We start from the raw sequence: 17891 nt of genomic DNA on the forward strand, positions 1-17891 counted from the left end.
ACAACCGTTCTTATCCTGACAAAATGCGAAAAGGCACAAACAAACGGCACTGTGTGCCACCGTCTGTTTGTGCCTCCTTTTATATATTTTTTATAATTTGTTTTCCTAAAAAGAGATGTTTATAATTCACGAATCCAGATATTCCGGAAGCTGATCGGTTCGCTTGGATCGCCGTGGCTCTGCAGCAGGATCGGGCCTGCGCCATGTGCTTTTACCTGTGGGAAACCTATCCATTCTGTTGTTCCCAATATGGTTGTATTATTCTGTAAAACGACACCGTTCTGGATGATGGTTACAGTCGGATGTGTCCGGTAACTGCCATCTTTTTTGAACGTCGGTGCATTATAGATGATATCGTACACATTCCATTCACCCGGTTTACGCATGGCATTAACTAATGGAGCCGTCTGCTTATAGATGCTACCGGTCTGACCATTTACATACGTAGGATTGTTGTAGCAGTCAAGAATCTGCACTTCATACATTCCCTGCAGATAAACACCACTATTACCTCTTAACTGGCTTTCACCGGTGATATTTTCCGGAACGCGCCATTCAATATGCAGCTGGAAGCTGTCAAACTTCTGCTTGGTCTGGATATCGCCTTTCTTTTTATTGACGGTGAAAACGCCATCATGCACATCCCATTCTGCAGGTCCGCCTTTGGCACTTTCCCATTGTGAAAGATCTTTGCCGTCAAACAGGACAATAGCGTCAGAGGGAGCGGTAAAACCACCACCGGCCAAATCAGTTCCTGGCGTTACTACTGGAGGAACAGGTTCATAGAATTCTGACATTTCATGCGTGATTCCGGCATAACCTTTTGGCATGACAAACTCTTGTTTCTTATCTTGTGCCTGAGCACTCATACAGGCAGCAAAGGCGAACGCTGCCAACATCATTTTTACTGTAAGTTTTTTTCCTTTCATGGTAAATAAAGATTTTTATAGCACTTTTATTATGCGCAAATGTAGAATTATTATTTAATAAATGTACAAAGCGGGGCATAAATTATCACAATTTAACACCCCCGCTTCCCCAATGAATTATTTTATCTGATGATTAAACAGACGCTGTTCTGCCAATTTCTCGAATTTTGTACCCGGACGCCCATAATTACAGTAAGGATAAATACTGATTCCTCCACGAGGCGTAAAGATACCTGTCACCTCAATGTATTTCGGGTCCATCAGCTTGATCAGGTCTTTCATGATTTTGTTGACACAGTCTTCATGAAAATCGCCGTGATTCCGGTAACTGAACAAATATAACTTCAGGCTCTTGCTTTCCACCATTTTCACATCCGGAATATAATCGATGTAGATGGTTGCAAAATCAGGCTGACCGGTAATCGGGCATAAGCTCGTGAATTCCGGACAATTGAAATGCACCCAGTAGTCATTTTCCTGATGTTTGTTGGTGAAGGCTTCCAGTACCTCCGGCGCATAATCCTGGCGATATACGGTGTTTCCACCCAGCAAATGCAATTCGTGCTCTTCTTTTCTTGTATCCATATCTCAATCGTTGTGATGTTTTCCCGCTTTCCGTTCCAGGTATTTTTCCAGCCCGGCCTTTCTCAACCGGCACGACGGACAATGCCCGCAGCCATCGGCCATCACTCCATTATAACACGTTAGTGTCTGGGTACGGACCAGATCAAACACGCCTAATTCATCGGATAATTCCCATACTTCGCTCTTGTCACGGTTCATCAACGGTGTGTGAATGACAAACTGATCGTCCATGCCCAGGTTAAGCGTTACATTCAGAGACCGGATAAACGTATCCCGACAGTCCGGATAACCGCTATAATCGGCTTCCGACACACCAGTTACCAGGTGATGAATTCCTTTGCTCCGTGCCAGAATAGCCGCGAAGGTCAGAAAAACCATATTCCGACCCGGAACAAATGTATTCGGATAAGTATCGGCTGGTTTTTCCTGATCCATGACAATCTGGTCATTCACCAACGAACAATTCGAATCTAACTGACTCAGCAGGGAAACATCCAGTAAATGAAAGGGAACTTGGGCATCGGCTGCTATCTTTTTAGCTACTTCTACTTCCAATGCGTGTTTCTGCCCATACGTGAAACACACCGCCTCGACATGCGAGAAATGCTTTTTGGCCCAGAAAAGACAAGTGGTAGAGTCTTGTCCGCCGGAAAAGCATACCATTGCTGCTTCTTCTTTCTTCATAAAATTCTTGTTTTTAATACGTGGTTTAGCAAGCACACGGAAAAGAAAACGATTCTTTTCGGGAGACAAAGATACAAAGTTTTATAAAATAAAACCGGTTGTATGGTTTAGAAATCAAGCAGATTGCACAAATTCTCGCATTTTGTGCCGCACATTTTTGGCCATAATGTGCAGATATTCGAAAAAGTCGCTTATCTTTGCCACCGTTTTTCACGTATGAGGAACTTTTTTACAAACTAATAACATATTTTTATGAAGCAAATTATCGCATTAGCCAGCCTTGCCCTGCTGCCTTTTTCGCAGGTAGCTGCCGAAGGCTTCCAAGTAAATGCCCAGAGTACAAAGCAGGCCGGTATGGGACACGTAGGTGCTGCCTTAAAATTAGGAGCAGAAAGTATGCATTTCAACCCAGCCGGACTGGTTTATATGAATAATGCCGTCGAATTGTCGGCCGGCGTTTCGGGAGTATTTGCCTATGCTAAATGCCAGACGGGAAATGAGACCTATAAATCAAATAATACACCGAGTACACCGCTTTACATCAATGCTGGTTTCAAGATTTATGATAACTTAGCTGCGGGTATTATGATCAATACACCGTACGGCAGCAGCATCAACTGGGGTAACGACTGGGCCGGTGCTCATCTGGTACAGGATATTGCCTTGAAAGCCTTCAATGTACAGCCTACGGTTTCCTGGAAAATCACAGACCGGTTAAGCATCGGTGCCGGTTTGATGATGGAGTTTGGTAACATCACCCTCAACCGTGCATTGATCGGTCCGGGTGCCATGACGAATATGGCCAACAGCATGATGGGACCGGTTTTGGAAAAATATCCGATGTTCAAGCCGATGGTTGAACCGATCCTGACTGAAATGCAACGCTACGATGATGCTTCGGCAGCTTCGGTTTCTTTGGAAGGTAAAGCCGGACTGCGGTTAGGTTTCAATGTAGGCGCCATGTTCGACATCAACGATAAATTTACCGTGGGTCTCTCCTATCGTTCCAAAGTAACGGCGAAAGTAAAAGAAGGAGATATCAGCCTGCGGTATGCCAACAAAGAACATCTGGAAGCCTTGTTGGGCAATGTCAATCAATTGATTCAGACGGCTGCTGCCATGGGCATTCCGAATTTGCCTCAGAACGGCATTCATGTGCCTCCGCTGGAAAGCGGTACTTTCTCGGCCGAATTGCCTTTGCCCGACAACTGGAATGTGGGTTTAACTTATCGCCCCACCAACCGTTGGACGGTTTCCGGAGAAGTACAGTTTGTTGGATGGAGTGCCTATAAGTCTTTGGATGTCAACTTTGAGCCGGCAGCCGAATTAGGTCAGTATAACATCAAGGCGGCCAAAGAATACAAGAATACGCGCATCTACCGTATCGGTACGCAATTTGCCGCCACCAACCGGTTGGATGTACGTTTCGGAGCGTATTATGACGAATCTCCGGTAAAAGATGAATATCTGAATCCGGAAACGCCCAGTATGAACAAATTGGGAATCACAGCCGGATTGAGCTTCCGACCGATCCAGCCGCTGTCTGTTGATTTCGCCTTCTCGTATGTGACAGGCTTCGGCCGTGACGGTTCGTACACGGATACCGACCTGTTAGGTTTGCCGCGTACTTTCAGCGGCCACTATAATGCCTATGCCCTGATGCCCGCTATCGGAATTTCATACAATTTTTAAAATAATGCCGATTCTTCCAAAATCGGACAAACGAAAGGACAGCTCGCCGCGAGTTGTCCTTTTTTTATTTCTGCTACTTAGCAATATATCATACTTATAATAAGGCTATTATCATAAAAAACGCACATAGATTATCCTATCAAACTAAAACCTTTAGTTTATGTTAACTATAAAAATTAGTTCATAAACTATATTTTCTCGTTATTTACAGAAAAAGAGAAAAGTCATGAAAGGATTAACAGCAAAAGAAGAAGAAATCATGGGATTCTTCTGGGAGAAAGGTCCCTTGTTCGTAAAAGAATTACTGGCTTTCTACGATGATCCGAAGCCGCATTTCAATACTTTGTCGACTATTGTGAGAGGATTGGAAGAAAAAGGATATCTGGCACACGAAGCTTTTGGGAATACATACCGGTATTTTGCGGCTGTCTCGCAAGATGAGTTCCGATCCAAAACACTCAAGGGTGTGATCAGTAAATACTTCAATAACTCCTACCTCAGCGCCGTTTCTACGCTGGTCAAGAAAGAAGAAATTTCGGTAGAAGAATTGAAACAGCTTATTCAGGAAGTGGAAGACGCACATCGCACATCCAACCCATAAAACGATTCATGCCATGGGAATTTTCATTGCGTATATGATTAAATCCGGCTTTTGCCTGCTATTGTTCTACCTATTATATAAATGGCAACTGGCAAAAGAGACCTTTTTCCGAGTGAACCGGATCATGCTGCTTGGTTTCTGGGTTTTAGCATTCCTGCTTCCGGCCATCCCGCTAATCAAATGGGGAAACACGGATTTGTATGCAGGATTGGATGTAAATCGGCAGGCAATCTTGAATTCACTGACGAACATTTCTCTTTCTGCGGAAACCAATACCGATCATCACGCCCTTATTTTAGCGTGGCTGATCTGTACAGGATATATAGTAGGTGTTGTCTTGATCGCAAGTAAACAGCTTGTTTCGTGGACCCGACTTTATTTACTCATCCGGCGAGGGCGGCGTATTGAAAACAAACCTTTTCATCTGATTCTGACCGAAGGAAATCAACCTCCATTCAGCTGGATGCATTACATCGTCTTGTCAGAAAAAGATTACCGGGAAAATCCGACGGAAATCTTAACGCACGAGATGGCACACATCCGCCATCACCATTCATGGGATCTGTTATTGGCAGACATCGGCATTCTGCTGCAATGGTTTAATCCGGCCGCCTGGTTACTCAAACAGGAAATGCAGTCGGTACACGAATACGAAGCCGATAATGCCGTGCTTGCCGCCGGGATCGATGCCAAGTCCTATCAGTTATTGCTTATTAAAAAAGCTGTCGGCACCAGTCGCTACACTATGGCCAACAGCTTCAATCACAGTTCACTAAAAAAACGTATTACTATGATGTTAAAAGAAAAATCAAGCCCGCAGGCTCGTGCGAAGTACATCTATATACTTCCACTGGCAGCCTTATCGGTGATGGCATTTGCCCGTCCCGAAGTATCAGACGTATCAGCCGTCCTAACAAAAGCCAAAGTTACAGATTTGTGGACAATTCCACAAGAAAAAACCCCGGAAGTGAAAGCACAGTTTCCGGGCGGCGATGATGCTTTTTTCCAATTTCTGGCCCGTAACGTAAAATATCCGACTCTCGCGCTGGAAGCTGGTAAACAAGGTCGTGTTGCATGCCTCGCAACTATTGGGGAAGACGGAACAATAAAAGAGGTTGAAATCACCCAGAGTGTGGATCCTGCACTAGATGCAGAAGTAATCCGTGTCATTAAAAAGACGCCGAAATGGGAGCCGGCAAAACTTGCCGGAAAAGCGGTTGAATACAAAATTCCTCTAGGCTTCATATTTAAAGTTGAAGGTAGTGATTTACATGTACAAACAGAATCAGATACCGATATCGTTATTGTGGGATATGGACCTCAATCCAATGAGGAGTAAAACAACGCTATTGCGGCAAACGGGTAAGATCGAAAATTCATTTTTATTGATATGATTTGATCTCTCTCTCACACGAAAAAGAAATTCGGTACGACTCTGTTCCGAGTTTCTTATTCTTTTTTATAGATCTTGTTTATATATAAATGATTCTTTTAATATACTTTACTTGCAGGAAACTACACATCCCTTGCTGAATTCAACAGGTGGCTTTGTCGGAATCAACATACCCTTTGCTGAAAACAACTACTTTTTCCCCTAAAAACGGCCATGAAGACAACCACACATGGGCATTTTCACGGTAAAAACCTACATTATTACTGTAGAAACCCGGATTATTACCGCAAAAACGCCCATTATGTCTACAAAAATGGCAATTTTGAATGCAAAAAACCGTAATAAGTACAGCTGAAAGCCACTTATGATGACAACTTTTATTTGAGTGGAGAGGAATATTTTATCATATAGCTGTTTAAACTATTGATAAAAATCGAGTAATCACGGTGAAAGCGGTCTCGCGTCAGGAAATAATTGAATAAATTCTTGGGTTTACACACCCCTTCCAGCACTTCGTCACAATAAGCAATAAAAGCCTGATGAATCGATTCGATCCCATAACGGGTTTCCAGATCCAGAAAACCTCGTTTCTGCTGGTTCGTCAATGCCACTGTTGTCGGATGCAGCTTACGGGTCGGCTTTATATCCAGCTCTCCTTTATTATACATTTCCCGCCGTTCATTCAATGTCTTTTCCAGCATCTCCCGGATTTCTTCAATCCGTTTTTCCTCCTGATTTTTCTTGGGTTTTTCCTTAACAGCCGAAGGACACAGAACTTTAAACTCCTCATCAGCATGATATTCCATATAAGCACGCATCGCCTCGAGCAACGTCGATTTTTCCCGAACCAACTTAGTCAGCACCTCTTCTTCAGTCAGTTTCTGGAAATTCACATAAAAATAACGGATCTGTCCTTCCGAATTCGGCATCTTGTCAACATAGGTTTGCAGAAACCCCATTTCCTCAAACTTCTTGATGATTGCCTCATAACGGGTCCGTTTCACACGCGTCTCCTTCTCGATCCGTTTCTGGGAATAAAAGAATCTTTTATAATGAAATGATATGGCTTTCACGACCAAAGAATCAAAAATAATCAATTCGTCGGGTGACAACAAATAATCATGCACGCGTAATACGTTCGTGCATAGAGGACAAGCTGGCGCTTCATCAGTCTCCAGTGCTTTCATAGTTACTTATTTTTAATTAAACAATAAGTAAAAATAAAAACATTTTTTTAATCTGGCAATTATTTGAGGAAGAAAAGTGGCAGTCACGCAAAAAAAATTCATGCCTGCCAATTCCTGAAAACACGCCGGCTTTTTCTTCATTCGTGCCGGCTTTTCATCAATTTACGCCGGCTTTTCAAGGAAAAGCCTATAGGTTTGAAAATGGATTCCCGTCGGTTTTAAAATAGATTCCTATTGGTTTCAGTTCCGATCCTCGTATGTTTCGTTTCAAACATAAATTAAAAGAAGATCCTTCGGCTTATTTCCGGAAAATCCGTTAATTTTATCCCGTAAACAATCCTATATCACGATGAATAAGAAAGAATATATCCAGGCCAACCAGGAATGGCTGGCGGCAAAGGCACACGAAGAAGGCGTTCAGGCACTTCCGAAAGGTATTTATTATAAAGTGTTGTCGAGCGGCAAGGCCGATGGAAAACATCCTACGCCGAGAAGCATCATCACGGCCCATTATACCGGATGGACGATCGACGGGAAGGAATTTGACAGCAGCCGGGGCGGCACACCGATTGCTTTCCGCCTGAGCGATTTGATTGAAGGATGGATCATTGCCATGCAGCAGATGTGCATCGGCGACAAATGGGAAATCTATCTTCCGGCCGAAATGGGATACGGGAAATTCTCGCAACCGGGCATTCCCGGAGGTTCAACCCTCATTTTCGAGATCGAATTATTGGGCATTGCCTGAAAGGGGAAATAATATTTTCCCCACTTATTTCCCCTGACAGACAATCGGGATGGTTTCTATCCCGTCTGATATTATTTCAGTCCCAGTTCATACAGACAGGCTTCCACTTCGCGGTCACTGCCCATGTGTTTGCCCATATCGTCGGAAAGCTTCACGCATTCGCGCCACGGCTGGTTTACGTTCATCTTGCAGCGGGCCAGTTTCATGACGACATTCGACGGCTTGTAACCCGCGTCGTTGGTCAGATTCGTTCCGATTCCGAAAGCACAGCGGATTTTTCCTTTACAATATTGCTGGATACGCAGGGCCTTGTCGAAATCGAGGGCGTTACTGAAGATGATCGTTTTGGTAGTCGAATCGATGCCAAACTCCCGATAGCGGCGCACCAGTTCATCTACGAAGGTATATTCATCACCCGAATCACACCTGACACCATCAAACAACTTGGCCTGCTTACGGCTCAGGTTTGTCAGGAAGGATTCCGACGTATATGTATCGGCCAAAGCCGTTCCCAGATCGCCGTCATATACATTCACCCAGTTTTCGAGCGCCATGTAATTGGCATGCTTGTACCCAAACTGAGCCCCGTGGAACATAAACCATTCATGCGGATGCGTACCCATCATTTTCATGTTATACTTCATGGCGAAATGGCAGTTGGAAGTACCCGTACAATAGAAAGAATTCTCATTCAGATAATTAATCACGGCATCCTGAACTTCCAGTGAAAAACGGCGGCGCGTGCCGAACTCTGAAAATGATAAGTGATTCTTATTGGAAAGCTCTACCTTCTCATACAACTTGGCCAGCATCTGTTCCTTATCGGCCACATTGCCCGAGATCAGATTCTGTATTTCAGTGACAATTGCCAGCAGAGGAACCTCATACAGCGTTACCTTATATAAATAATCGGTCACTTCAATATGAAGATGCTTTTCCTCGTCCAGAAAAATCTGAATCTTTTCCGGATCAAAGCGGAATGATGAAAGCCATTCCCAGTAGACACGAGGCACAAAGCGACAGTGCGAACTCATATACTCGAGTTCTTCCGGCCGTAAATGTACCCAAGCCAAGTCGTGCACTTCTGCCTTGAGTCGGGAAACGAATTTATCCGAGCAAATGGTTTCGTCGCGGTCTTTAAAAGTAAATGTACCCCAGGCGTTGGGGAATAGCTTCACATATGCATAAGATGTGGTAAACTTGTATAAATCTGTATCCAAAAGACTGTTTATAATCATAATCCAATGAAATTTTTATTCTTTTTGTAAAAATACTTCAAGTTTCTTTATGGTTGTTCATTTTCCGATAAAAATTCACCTTCCAAACAAAAAAACATACCAAAACATTTGCAGAAACAAATAAAAGCATTACCTTTGCAGCGCATTTGAGAGAAAATGCTAAACAATACAACATTGTTGCCCAGGTGGCGGAATTGGTAGACGCGCTCGTTTCAGGTGCGAGTGGCTTTGCGGTCGTGCAGGTTCGAGTCCTGTTCTGGGCACACAAAAAGGTCGGTTCACGAGAATCGGCCTTTTTTTATTTCCTCACCCGCCTGTTTTATCCGTTTTCCTTCCAGAATCCATAGGCACACGTAGAAACAGAATCCCAAAAATTCCGTAAGTTTGCCGGCAAAAATAAAACGCAACATGTACAAACCCTATCTCATTCTTTTAATGGCCTGCTGTACTACCTTGGGCTGGAGCCAGGAAAAATGGAAGAATCCGCTGGAATTTCCCCTCTACCTGGCCGGTAATTTCGGCGAGCTCCGGGCCAATCATTTTCATTCAGGCATCGATATGAAAACACAAGGCGTAACGGGAAAAGCCGTTCATGCCGTACAAGACGGATATGTCTCGCGCCTGTCGGTCAGTCCGTGGGGATACGGAAACGCCCTGTATCTGTCTCATCCCGACGGAACGACGACTGTTTACGGACATCTCGATCATTTCATTCCGAAGATAGCCGATTACATTCATCAGCAGCAATACAAGCTCGAACGGTTTCAGGTAGATTTAACCCTCACACCCGATCAGATACCGGTCAAAGAAGGCGAGATCGTTGCTTACAGCGGAAACACCGGAAGTTCGGGAGGACCGCACGTCCATTTCGAAATCCGCGATACAGAAACAGAAGAAGTCATGGACCCGCTGCCCTATTACAAGCACCTGATCAAAGACAACAAACCGCCCAAGTTTGCCGGCATCCTGATCTGTCCGCAACCCGGCAGCGGCATTGCGAACGGGAAAACCGGGAAAACCGAGGTGAAGGTCACTTACGACGCCAAACAGCACCCGGTGATCAATGCCCAGATTACCGCCTGGGGAAAAATCGGTTTTGCCGTCAAAGCCAACGACTACATGAACGAAACAGGCAATGTGTACGGTGTCCGCCGAATCAGGCTGTCGGAAGGCGACGAAACCCTCTTTCTTTCTGACCTGGACCGTTTTGCCTTTTCAGAAACGCGTTACCTCAACAGCCTCATCGATTATTCTTACTGGAACAAACACCGTTCGTTTTACACCAAATGCTATATCGATCCGGGCAACCGGCTGCGGTTCCTCTCGGCCAAGAACCGGGGAATCATCGATATACAGGAAGAAAAGACATATACCTTTACTTTCACCCTGACAGACGATTTCGGTAATCAGACCCAGTTAAACATGAAAGTCGTCGGGAAAAAACAAGACATTCCCGAAACGAAGACTGCCGCAAGCGAAGTGTTTCACTGGCACTGCAGCAACCAGTTTGGCGCCAAGGGTATCCGGCTGTTCATCCCGAAGGGAAATCTGTATACAGACCTGAACTTCGTCTACCGGGCCAAAGAAGAAGCCGGCCGACTGGCCGACATCCACATCCTGCATAACGAACCCGTTCCGCTGCATCAAAATGCCAAACTGTCTTTACGGATCTTACGCGATACTATCGCCGACAAAAAACAATACGGCATCGTACAATGGAAAGGAAAACGGGGCGCATGGATTGGCGGCACATACAGAAACGGATGGATAGACGGAAACATCCGCGAGCTGGGCACTTACACCATTGCGGCCGATACCCAGGCGCCGGGAATCAAACCAGTACAGCCCGCCCAATGGAGCAAACAGCGCACCATCCGCTTCCAGCTGACCGACAACCTGAGTGGTGTAAATACATATAAAGGAACTATCGACGGGAAATTCGTGCTCTTCTCGATGAACAACCGCTCCGTCATCAGCTGCCAGCTCAACAAGGAACAGGTCAAGCCGGGAAAACATCAGTTACACCTGGTCGTAACCGACGCTTGCGGAAACACGTCGGAATATAACTATTCCTTTGCCTGGTAAAGAAATAGATACAGTTTTTCACGAAAAAGATTGGAGATGACTGAAAAATTTGTACATTTGTTTCTCTATAAATTTAGAAAGGAAATTCAATCAAAATAACATTGTGCAAGACATGGAAAACAATGAATTATTACAAACAGTAAGAAGTAAGGCACAAGGATGGCTTACTGACAGTTATGACGCTGAAACAAGAGCAGCTGTACAAGCTTTATTAGACAAAGAAGATCCGACGGATCTGATTGAAGCATTCTACAAGGATCTGGAATTTGGAACCGGAGGTCTGCGTGGTATTATGGGTGTAGGTTCTAACCGTATGAATATCTACACAGTAGGTGCAGCTACCCAGGGATTATCCAATTACCTGAAGAAGGAATTTGCAGATCTTGGCCTGATTAAAGTCGTTATCGGCCATGATTGCCGTAATAACAGTCGCAAGTTTGCTGAAATATCAGCAGACATCTTCTCTGCCAACGGCATCAAAGTGTATTTATTCGAGAGCCTGCGTCCGACACCTGAAATGTCTTACGCAATCCGCAAGTTAGGATGCCAGAGCGGTATTATCCTGACAGCTTCTCATAACCCGAAAGAATACAACGGTTACAAAGCCTATTGGGATGACGGAGCTCAGATGATATCTCCGCACGACAAGAATACAATTGCTGAAGTAAATAAAATCCGTTCAGCCGCTGATATCAAATTCAATGGCAACAAGGAGCTGATTGAAATCATCGGCGAAGAAATCGACAGCGCATTCATCAATGACCTGACGACTTTGTCTCTGTCAAAAGAATCGATCCAGCGCCATCATGACATGAAGATTGTCTATACACCGATCCACGGAACAGGTGTCAAACTGATCCCGCGTGCCCTGGCGGCTTTTGGATTCACGAATATTATCCATGTTCCGGAACAGGATGTTGTCAGTGGTGACTTCCCGACTGTTGTTTCTCCGAATCCGGAAGAACCGGCAGCTTTGGCCATGGCTGTTGCAAAAGCCAAAGAAACTGACGCAGAACTGGTATTGGCTTCTGACCCGGATGCCGACCGTGTAGGTGCCGCAGTCAAGAACAACGAAGGCGAATGGGTATTGCTGAACGGTAACCAGACAGCCCTGATGTTCGTGTATTATCTGATCACCCGCTGGAAAGAACTGGGTAAGATCCAAGGTAAGGAATACATCGTTAAGACGATTGTAACAACAGAAACGATCAAGACTATTGCCGACCGCAACGGTGTTGGTTTCTATGATGTGTATACCGGATTCAAATGGATTGCCAACGTCATGAAGCAGAACGAAGGCAAGTTGAAATATATCGGTGGAGGTGAAGAAAGCTACGGATTCTTGTGCGAAGATTTCGTTCGTGATAAAGACGCCGTTTCAGCTTGTGCCGTATTGGCTGAAATCGCTGCCTGGGCAAAAGATCAAGGCATGTCAATGTATCAGTTGCTGCAGAAGATCTATGTTGAATACGGATTCTCAAAGGAAAAAGGTATTTCTGTCGTGAAGAAAGGTAAGAGCGGTGCTGAAGAAATCGAAGCGATGATGAAGCATTTCCGCGAAAACCCGCTGAAGGAAATAGCCGGTTCTAAAGTGATTTTATTCCATGATTATTCTACCCTGAAAGGATTTGATTATCTGGAAAACGAAACACTGACACTGGATATGCCGGTTACTTCGAACGTACTGCAGTTCTTCACCGAAGACGGAACCAAGGTTTCTATCCGTCCTTCCGGAACAGAACCGAAGATCAAGTTCTACTGCGAAGTACATTCTAAAGTAAACAGCGTAGATGAACTGCCGGCAGCCGACAAGGCAGCTACCGAAAAGATTGAAGCCATCAAAGCTTCTTTAGGTATCTGATAACCAAAGATCATCTCTTATAAAGAAAAGCCGGGAGTTCTTCTTCCGGCTTTTTTATTAGATTATTCCGCCGAATTTCCGTAAGTTTGCAATGTCGAATGACAGTATTTCAACCGTAATCCTATTTTATGAAAGAGAATGAAATGATATTCGGCATTCGTGCCGTGATTGAAGCCATACAAGCAGACAAGGAAATAGACAAAATCCTGATCAGAAGAGATCTGCAAGGAGAATTGGCCAAAGAACTGTTTGACGTATTGCACGGGACAGCCATTCAGGTACAACGGGTGCCGCAAGAACGGCTGGATCGTTATACCCGTAAGAATCATCAGGGCGTAATTGCGTTTATATCAGCCGTTACTTACCAAAAGCTGGAAGATATCGTTCCTTTTGTCTACGAACAGGGCCGCGATCCTTTCATTGTCTTGCTCGACGGCGTGACGGATGTCCGTAACTTCGGCGCCATTGCCCGCACGTGTGAATGTGCCGGCGTAGACGCCATCGTCATTCCGGCCAAAGGAAGTGTAAGCGTCAATGCCGACGCCATCAAGACTTCGGCAGGAGCTTTGCACGTATTGCCGGTATGCAAGGAGAAAAGCATCAACCAGGCCATCCGCTTCCTGCAACAAAGCGGAGTGAAAGTCTATGCGGCTTCCGAAAAAGCGGCCGAGAATTATACACATATCGCCTACGACGGTCCGACAGCCATCGTCATGGGAGCTGAAGACACCGGTGTATCCTACGAGAATCTCCGTATCTGCGATGCCATGATCAAGATACCGCAATTCGGAACGATCGGTTCACTGAATGTATCCGTGGCTTCATCCATCCTGATATATGAAGTTGTACGCCAGCGAATGAACAAAACAGAACATGAACAATCATAAATATAGACAACAATGAAAAAAGTAATTGCAACAACCAAGGCACCGGCAGCTATCGGTCCGTATAATCAGGCTATTCAGGTAGGAAACATGTTGTTCGCTTCAGGCCAACTCGGCTTGGATCCGGCCACAGGCAATTTTCCCGAAGGCGGTGTAAAAGAGCAGACCATCCAGTCATTCCAGAACGTAAAGGCAATCTTGGAAGAAGCCGGTTTCTCGATCAACGACGTGGTAAAGACAACGGTATATCTGGCCGACATGGCTGATTTTGCCGCAATGAACGAAATCTATGCTTCTCAGTTTGAAGGTGATTTCCCAGCCCGCTCGGCTGTAGCCGTAAAGACACTGCCGAAAAACGCTTTGGTAGAAGTAGAAGTGATAGCTGTTAAAGCATAATAGCAAACATCGCTCCTCATAGGAAAAAGGCGTGCCACAAGAATAATTCCGATTCTTAGGGCACGCCTTTTTTATACAATCTTCTCTCCTATCATGACCGGCATTCCAAACTCACTGGTTTCAAAAGCGATTCCCGGGAGTTTCCCAATCAATTCCCGTATCTTTTGATTCCAGGCTTCGCCGGAAACGCATCAGGGGAACTTAGGATAATCTTCAAACCGCGGACGACGCTTTTCCAGGAATGCTTTTCCGCCTTCCTGTGCTTCATCCGTGAGGTAATACAACATCGTGGCATCACCGGCCAATTCCTGAATACCGGCCTGGCCATCCAGCTCGGCATTCAATCCGGCCTTGATCATTCGCAAAGCCAACGGGCTGTGCTGCATCATCGTTTCTGCCCATTCCACCACTTCATCTTCCAGTCTTTCCAGAGGCACTACCTTATTCACCATGCCCATTTCATAGGCTTCCTGCGCTGTGTACTGGCGGCACATGAACCAGATCTCACGAGCCCGTTTCTGTCCGACGCAACGAGCCAGATAAGAAGAACCAAAACCGGCATCAAAACTTCCCACACGCGGACCCGTTTGTCCGAAGCGCGCATTCTCGGAAGCAATCGTCAGGTCGCAAACCACATGCAATACATGTCCGCCACCGATAGCATATCCGTTTACCATGGCAATCACCGGCTTCGGCAGCGAGCGGATCTGTTTCTGTACATCCAGCACATTCAAGCGCGGAACACCATCTGTTCCGACATAGCCGCCTCGACCTTTCACATGCATATCACCGCCGGCACAAAAAGCCTTGTCGCCAGCGCCCGTCAGGACAACCACATTGATATCCTGGCGTTCCCGGCAGATATACAACGCATCACTCATCTCCGTCGTTGTAGTCGGCGTAAAAGCATTCCGGTACCGCTCCCGATTGATTGTGATCTTGGCGATTCCATTATACAACTCAAAAAGAATCTCTTTATACTCTTTTATCGGTTTCCATTCTCGTTTCTGCTCCATACTATTTCTCATTTTATTAGCTGTAGACAAAGATAATGCTTTTCTTCGGAAAGCCTTCCCAACCCGGCAAAACACCGTTTTATTTTTCCATATAACCCTAAAAAGCCGGAGAAGTCTTATGCGATAGGAACAATATTCAAATGCAGACAAAGAAAATTAACGATAAAATTTGGTCCTTTCAAAAATAGTCTATATCTTTGCACTCGCAATCAGGAAACAATTGCACAAAGGTTTGATTCGCTAGCTCAGCAGGTAGAGCACAACACTTTTAATGTTGGGGTCCTGGGTTCGAGCCCCAGGCGGATCACTCAAACAAAAAGCAAAACAACGAAAACCGCTGATAATCAATCATTATCAGCGGTTTTTCTTTTTATCCATACTGCAAATTGAGGCAGAATACGCCATCCCAAAGGAGGTGAAATAGGTGGACTTGATTTTCACTTAAAAAAAAGTCCACCTATATGTATCATATTTCACTGATTCTCTGTGTTTTGCATAATGCAAACTCTTTTCAAAACATGTAATTTTACACCAACTAAAAAACAAAGTTTCAGTACTGACTGTCAGGAGACATATAACCAGACTCCCGTATCATTTACCTTCATCACACCGGAAACAGAGGAACTTTTCAAACCGGACAACTATCCGGAGCGTTTCTCCAGTTGGTTTGAGAAATTTGTAGAACATGTTACCTATAATTTATAAACATCATGAATGAACTGACAAAAAACATACAGAAAATGATGGTACCGAAGGCGGCTATCATAGCCTACAAATATGAAGACAGAAGAAATTTTGATACCAGGTACTTCATAGAATTGCGTCCCATCGGAAAAAACGGACAGATGGGAGCAGGTATCCCCGTCACATACGAATTCATGAATACCCTGCTGGAATCCTATACGGAGGAAATGAGCGGGATACCGGCAGGCAGAGTCCCCGAAAACATGCTGGCCTGCAATCCAAGAAAAGGACAGGAAGAATATATCTGGTACAATCCGCCCGGAAAGAGACAGATGTTCTTTCACAAGGATCTCAATATACAGGACGGCATGTTCAATCTGCCGGGAATTGTCTACCATGTAAAAAACGGAAGCATGGACGTATTCGCCTTCAAGGGAAAACGTCCGGTGGAGACAACTCCGCTGTTCCGTGCCCCGTTCTTCAACGTGACCGGATCAAGTGTCTGCCTTGGCAGCAGTTCTCTGGAAAAACCACAGAACCCGACTTTCCTTTCCCTGCTGGAATACTGGGAAAAACGGTTCTGGCTGACTGAATTCTCCCATCTGGGAGGAAATGTGAATCCTACCGTTTCAAATCTTGTCATCGTTACCGAGAACATAAGAAACAATCCGTTCGACATGAACGAACTCAAGCCCATGAATAAAAAACTTAAAGACATACTTCCATGAAAAAGATACATTTTACCGACCGCTACCTGCTCAATCCGCGTCATCCGGTAACGGTATTTGTCATCGGAGCCGGAGGTACCGGTTCACAAGTGATAACCAATCTGGCACGCATGAGCATGGCACTTCAGGCATTGGGCCATCCCGGACTGCATGTCACCGTATTCGATCCCGACACAGTAAGCCAGGCCAATATAGGACGCCAGCTTTTCAGTGAGACGGAACTGGGACTGAACAAGGCCGTATCACTAGTCACACGTATCAACCGTTTCTTCGGATACGCATGGACTGCCGAACCGCAATGTTTTCCTACCAGGAATTTTTCTAAAGATAGCACAGCAAATATCATCATTACCTGTACGGATAATATACGTTCACGTCTTACACTTTGGAAGTTCCTGAAGAAAGTTCGCAAAGAAAATTTCAGTGACCATTCGGCTCCCATATACTGGATGGATTTTGGGAACAGCCAGACAAAAGGACAGGTCATCATCGGGACGGTACGTGAGAAAGTTCTCCAACCTTCTTCACAGGAATATATTCCCATGCCTAAAATGAATGTCATCACCGAGGAAGTGGACTATGCAAAAATCAAGGAAAAGGAATCGGGACCAAGCTGCTCACTGGCGGAAGCTTTGGAAAAACAGGATCTGTTCATTAACTCCACACTGGCACATATCGGATGTGACATATTATGGAGAATGTTTAAGGAAGGAAAAACACTATATCGCGGTGCCTATGTCAATCTGGAAACATTGAAAGTGACCGCAATCCCGGTATAATGCATAAGTGACCGTATGTATCATCTTTCCATCAGAATACGGTCACTTATTCTATTTGCTACTTATTATTTACTACGTTCTTACCACGCTGAAGAAGGAAACTCTGTATCTCTGAGGCAAGATAGAATGATTTCCTGTTCTTTTCCACCGAGTAATATTTAATCTTGCCCTCTTGCCTGTAACGTGCCAGGGTTCTTTGTGACACACCGAGGAGTTCTGCCAGATCCACATTATCAAGCAGTCTGTCTCCGTTCATACATTCTTTCAGACAGTTATTAAGACTTCTATATATTATATTAATCACTGAGATTGAGATTTTTGTATGTTTAAATACAAATTTAATTAACAAGATTTATTTCATCTGTCATTAATCTTACAGCAACTTTAAACATTAAGCAGTT

The 17891-nt window shown here is 44.8% G+C and carries 16 protein-coding genes, 2 tRNA genes and 1 pseudogene; 12 read left to right on the plus strand and 7 right to left on the minus strand.

Going from position 1 to position 17891, the window contains the following annotated elements:
• Positions 1-119 precede the first annotated feature (119 nt).
• The 3 genes from NEE14_RS04840 to queC form a co-directional block, all read right to left on the minus strand.
• Positions 120-929: a 3-keto-disaccharide hydrolase gene (locus NEE14_RS04840; RefSeq protein ID WP_251966794.1), complete on the minus strand. Its 810-nt coding sequence runs from the start codon at positions 927-929 to the stop codon at positions 120-122.
• A 117-nt stretch (positions 930-1046) separates the two neighbouring features.
• Positions 1047-1514 carry a preQ(1) synthase gene (gene queF / locus NEE14_RS04845; RefSeq protein WP_251966795.1) on the minus strand — a complete coding sequence of 156 codons (468 nt, stop codon included), beginning with the start codon at positions 1512-1514 and terminating at the stop codon, positions 1047-1049.
• 3 nt (positions 1515-1517) lie between these two features.
• Positions 1518-2198 carry a 7-cyano-7-deazaguanine synthase QueC gene (gene queC, locus NEE14_RS04850; RefSeq protein WP_251966796.1) on the minus strand — a complete coding sequence of 227 codons (681 nt, stop codon included), beginning with the start codon at positions 2196-2198 and terminating at the stop codon, positions 1518-1520.
• A gap of 252 nt (positions 2199-2450) precedes the next feature.
• On the opposite strand from queC, the gene NEE14_RS04855 reads away from it, so the two are divergent.
• The 3 genes from NEE14_RS04855 to NEE14_RS04865 all read left to right on the plus strand — a co-directional run bounded on the left by NEE14_RS04855 (position 2451) and on the right by NEE14_RS04865 (position 5830).
• Positions 2451-3890: an OmpP1/FadL family transporter gene (locus tag NEE14_RS04855; protein ID WP_251966797.1), complete on the plus strand. Its 1440-nt coding sequence runs from the start codon at positions 2451-2453 to the stop codon at positions 3888-3890.
• Positions 3891-4116: 226 nt separating this feature from the next.
• Positions 4117-4491, plus strand: a complete 375-nt coding sequence (locus NEE14_RS04860; RefSeq protein WP_251966798.1) for a BlaI/MecI/CopY family transcriptional regulator — start codon at positions 4117-4119, stop codon at positions 4489-4491.
• 13 nt (positions 4492-4504) lie between these two features.
• A complete protein-coding gene (locus NEE14_RS04865; RefSeq protein WP_251966799.1) occupies positions 4505-5830 on the plus strand; it encodes a M56 family metallopeptidase in 1326 nt (441 codons plus the stop codon).
• A gap of 431 nt (positions 5831-6261) precedes the next feature.
• Here NEE14_RS04865 and NEE14_RS04870 read toward each other — a convergent pair whose 3' ends face one another.
• Positions 6262-7071, minus strand: coding sequence for a hypothetical protein (locus NEE14_RS04870; protein WP_251966800.1), 810 nt, complete (start codon positions 7069-7071; stop codon positions 6262-6264).
• Between the two features lie 349 nt (positions 7072-7420).
• On the opposite strand from NEE14_RS04870, the gene NEE14_RS04875 reads away from it, so the two are divergent.
• On the plus strand, positions 7421-7819 hold the full coding sequence (locus NEE14_RS04875; protein WP_251966801.1) for an FKBP-type peptidyl-prolyl cis-trans isomerase: 399 nt from the start codon (positions 7421-7423) through the stop codon (positions 7817-7819).
• A gap of 71 nt (positions 7820-7890) precedes the next feature.
• Here NEE14_RS04875 and pncB read toward each other — a convergent pair whose 3' ends face one another.
• Positions 7891-9057, minus strand: a complete 1167-nt coding sequence (gene pncB / locus NEE14_RS04880) for a nicotinate phosphoribosyltransferase (RefSeq protein WP_251966802.1) — start codon at positions 9055-9057, stop codon at positions 7891-7893.
• 179 nt (positions 9058-9236) lie between these two features.
• Here pncB and NEE14_RS04885 point away from each other — a divergent pair.
• The 5 genes from NEE14_RS04885 to NEE14_RS04905 all read left to right on the plus strand — a co-directional run bounded on the left by NEE14_RS04885 (position 9237) and on the right by NEE14_RS04905 (position 14283).
• Positions 9237-9320 (plus strand) — tRNA-Leu (locus NEE14_RS04885).
• Positions 9321-9465: 145 nt separating this feature from the next.
• Positions 9466-11142, plus strand: coding sequence for a M23 family metallopeptidase (locus tag NEE14_RS04890; protein WP_251966803.1), 1677 nt, complete (start codon positions 9466-9468; stop codon positions 11140-11142).
• A 112-nt stretch (positions 11143-11254) separates the two neighbouring features.
• Entirely contained in the window at positions 11255-13003 is a 1749-nt protein-coding gene (locus tag NEE14_RS04895) for a phospho-sugar mutase (RefSeq protein WP_251966804.1), read from the plus strand.
• A 128-nt stretch (positions 13004-13131) separates the two neighbouring features.
• On the plus strand, positions 13132-13890 hold the full coding sequence (gene rlmB / locus NEE14_RS04900; RefSeq protein ID WP_251966805.1) for a 23S rRNA (guanosine(2251)-2'-O)-methyltransferase RlmB: 759 nt from the start codon (positions 13132-13134) through the stop codon (positions 13888-13890).
• Between the two features lie 12 nt (positions 13891-13902).
• Positions 13903-14283, plus strand: coding sequence for a RidA family protein (locus tag NEE14_RS04905; RefSeq protein ID WP_251966806.1), 381 nt, complete (start codon positions 13903-13905; stop codon positions 14281-14283).
• 191 nt (positions 14284-14474) lie between these two features.
• Here NEE14_RS04905 and menB read toward each other — a convergent pair whose 3' ends face one another.
• Complete coding sequence (menB, locus tag NEE14_RS04910) at positions 14475-15299, minus strand: 1,4-dihydroxy-2-naphthoyl-CoA synthase (RefSeq protein ID WP_251966807.1); 825 nt, start codon at positions 15297-15299, stop codon at positions 14475-14477.
• Between the two features lie 234 nt (positions 15300-15533).
• Between menB and NEE14_RS04915 the strand changes: the two genes are divergently transcribed.
• The 3 genes from NEE14_RS04915 to NEE14_RS04925 all read left to right on the plus strand — a co-directional run bounded on the left by NEE14_RS04915 (position 15534) and on the right by NEE14_RS04925 (position 17490).
• Positions 15534-15606 (plus strand) — tRNA-Lys (locus NEE14_RS04915).
• A 403-nt stretch (positions 15607-16009) separates the two neighbouring features.
• The gene (locus NEE14_RS04920; RefSeq protein WP_117652413.1) at positions 16010-16711 is read left to right on the plus strand and encodes a prokaryotic E2 ligase family D protein; all 702 of its coding nucleotides are present in this window, start codon (positions 16010-16012) and stop codon (positions 16709-16711) included.
• Entirely contained in the window at positions 16708-17490 is a 783-nt protein-coding gene (locus NEE14_RS04925; RefSeq protein WP_251966808.1) for a PRTRC system ThiF family protein, read from the plus strand. The genes NEE14_RS04920 and NEE14_RS04925 overlap by 4 nt, the downstream gene beginning before the upstream one ends.
• Before the next feature lie 58 nt (positions 17491-17548).
• On the opposite strand, the pseudogene NEE14_RS04930 reads toward NEE14_RS04925, so the two are convergent.
• Positions 17549-17764: pseudogene (locus NEE14_RS04930) on the minus strand (helix-turn-helix transcriptional regulator); the annotation flags it as partial.
• Between the last annotated feature and the right edge of the window lie 127 nt (positions 17765-17891).

Source organism: Parabacteroides sp. AD58, assembly GCF_023744375.2.
In the GTDB taxonomy this organism is placed as follows: domain Bacteria; phylum Bacteroidota; class Bacteroidia; order Bacteroidales; family Tannerellaceae; genus Parabacteroides; species Parabacteroides absconsus.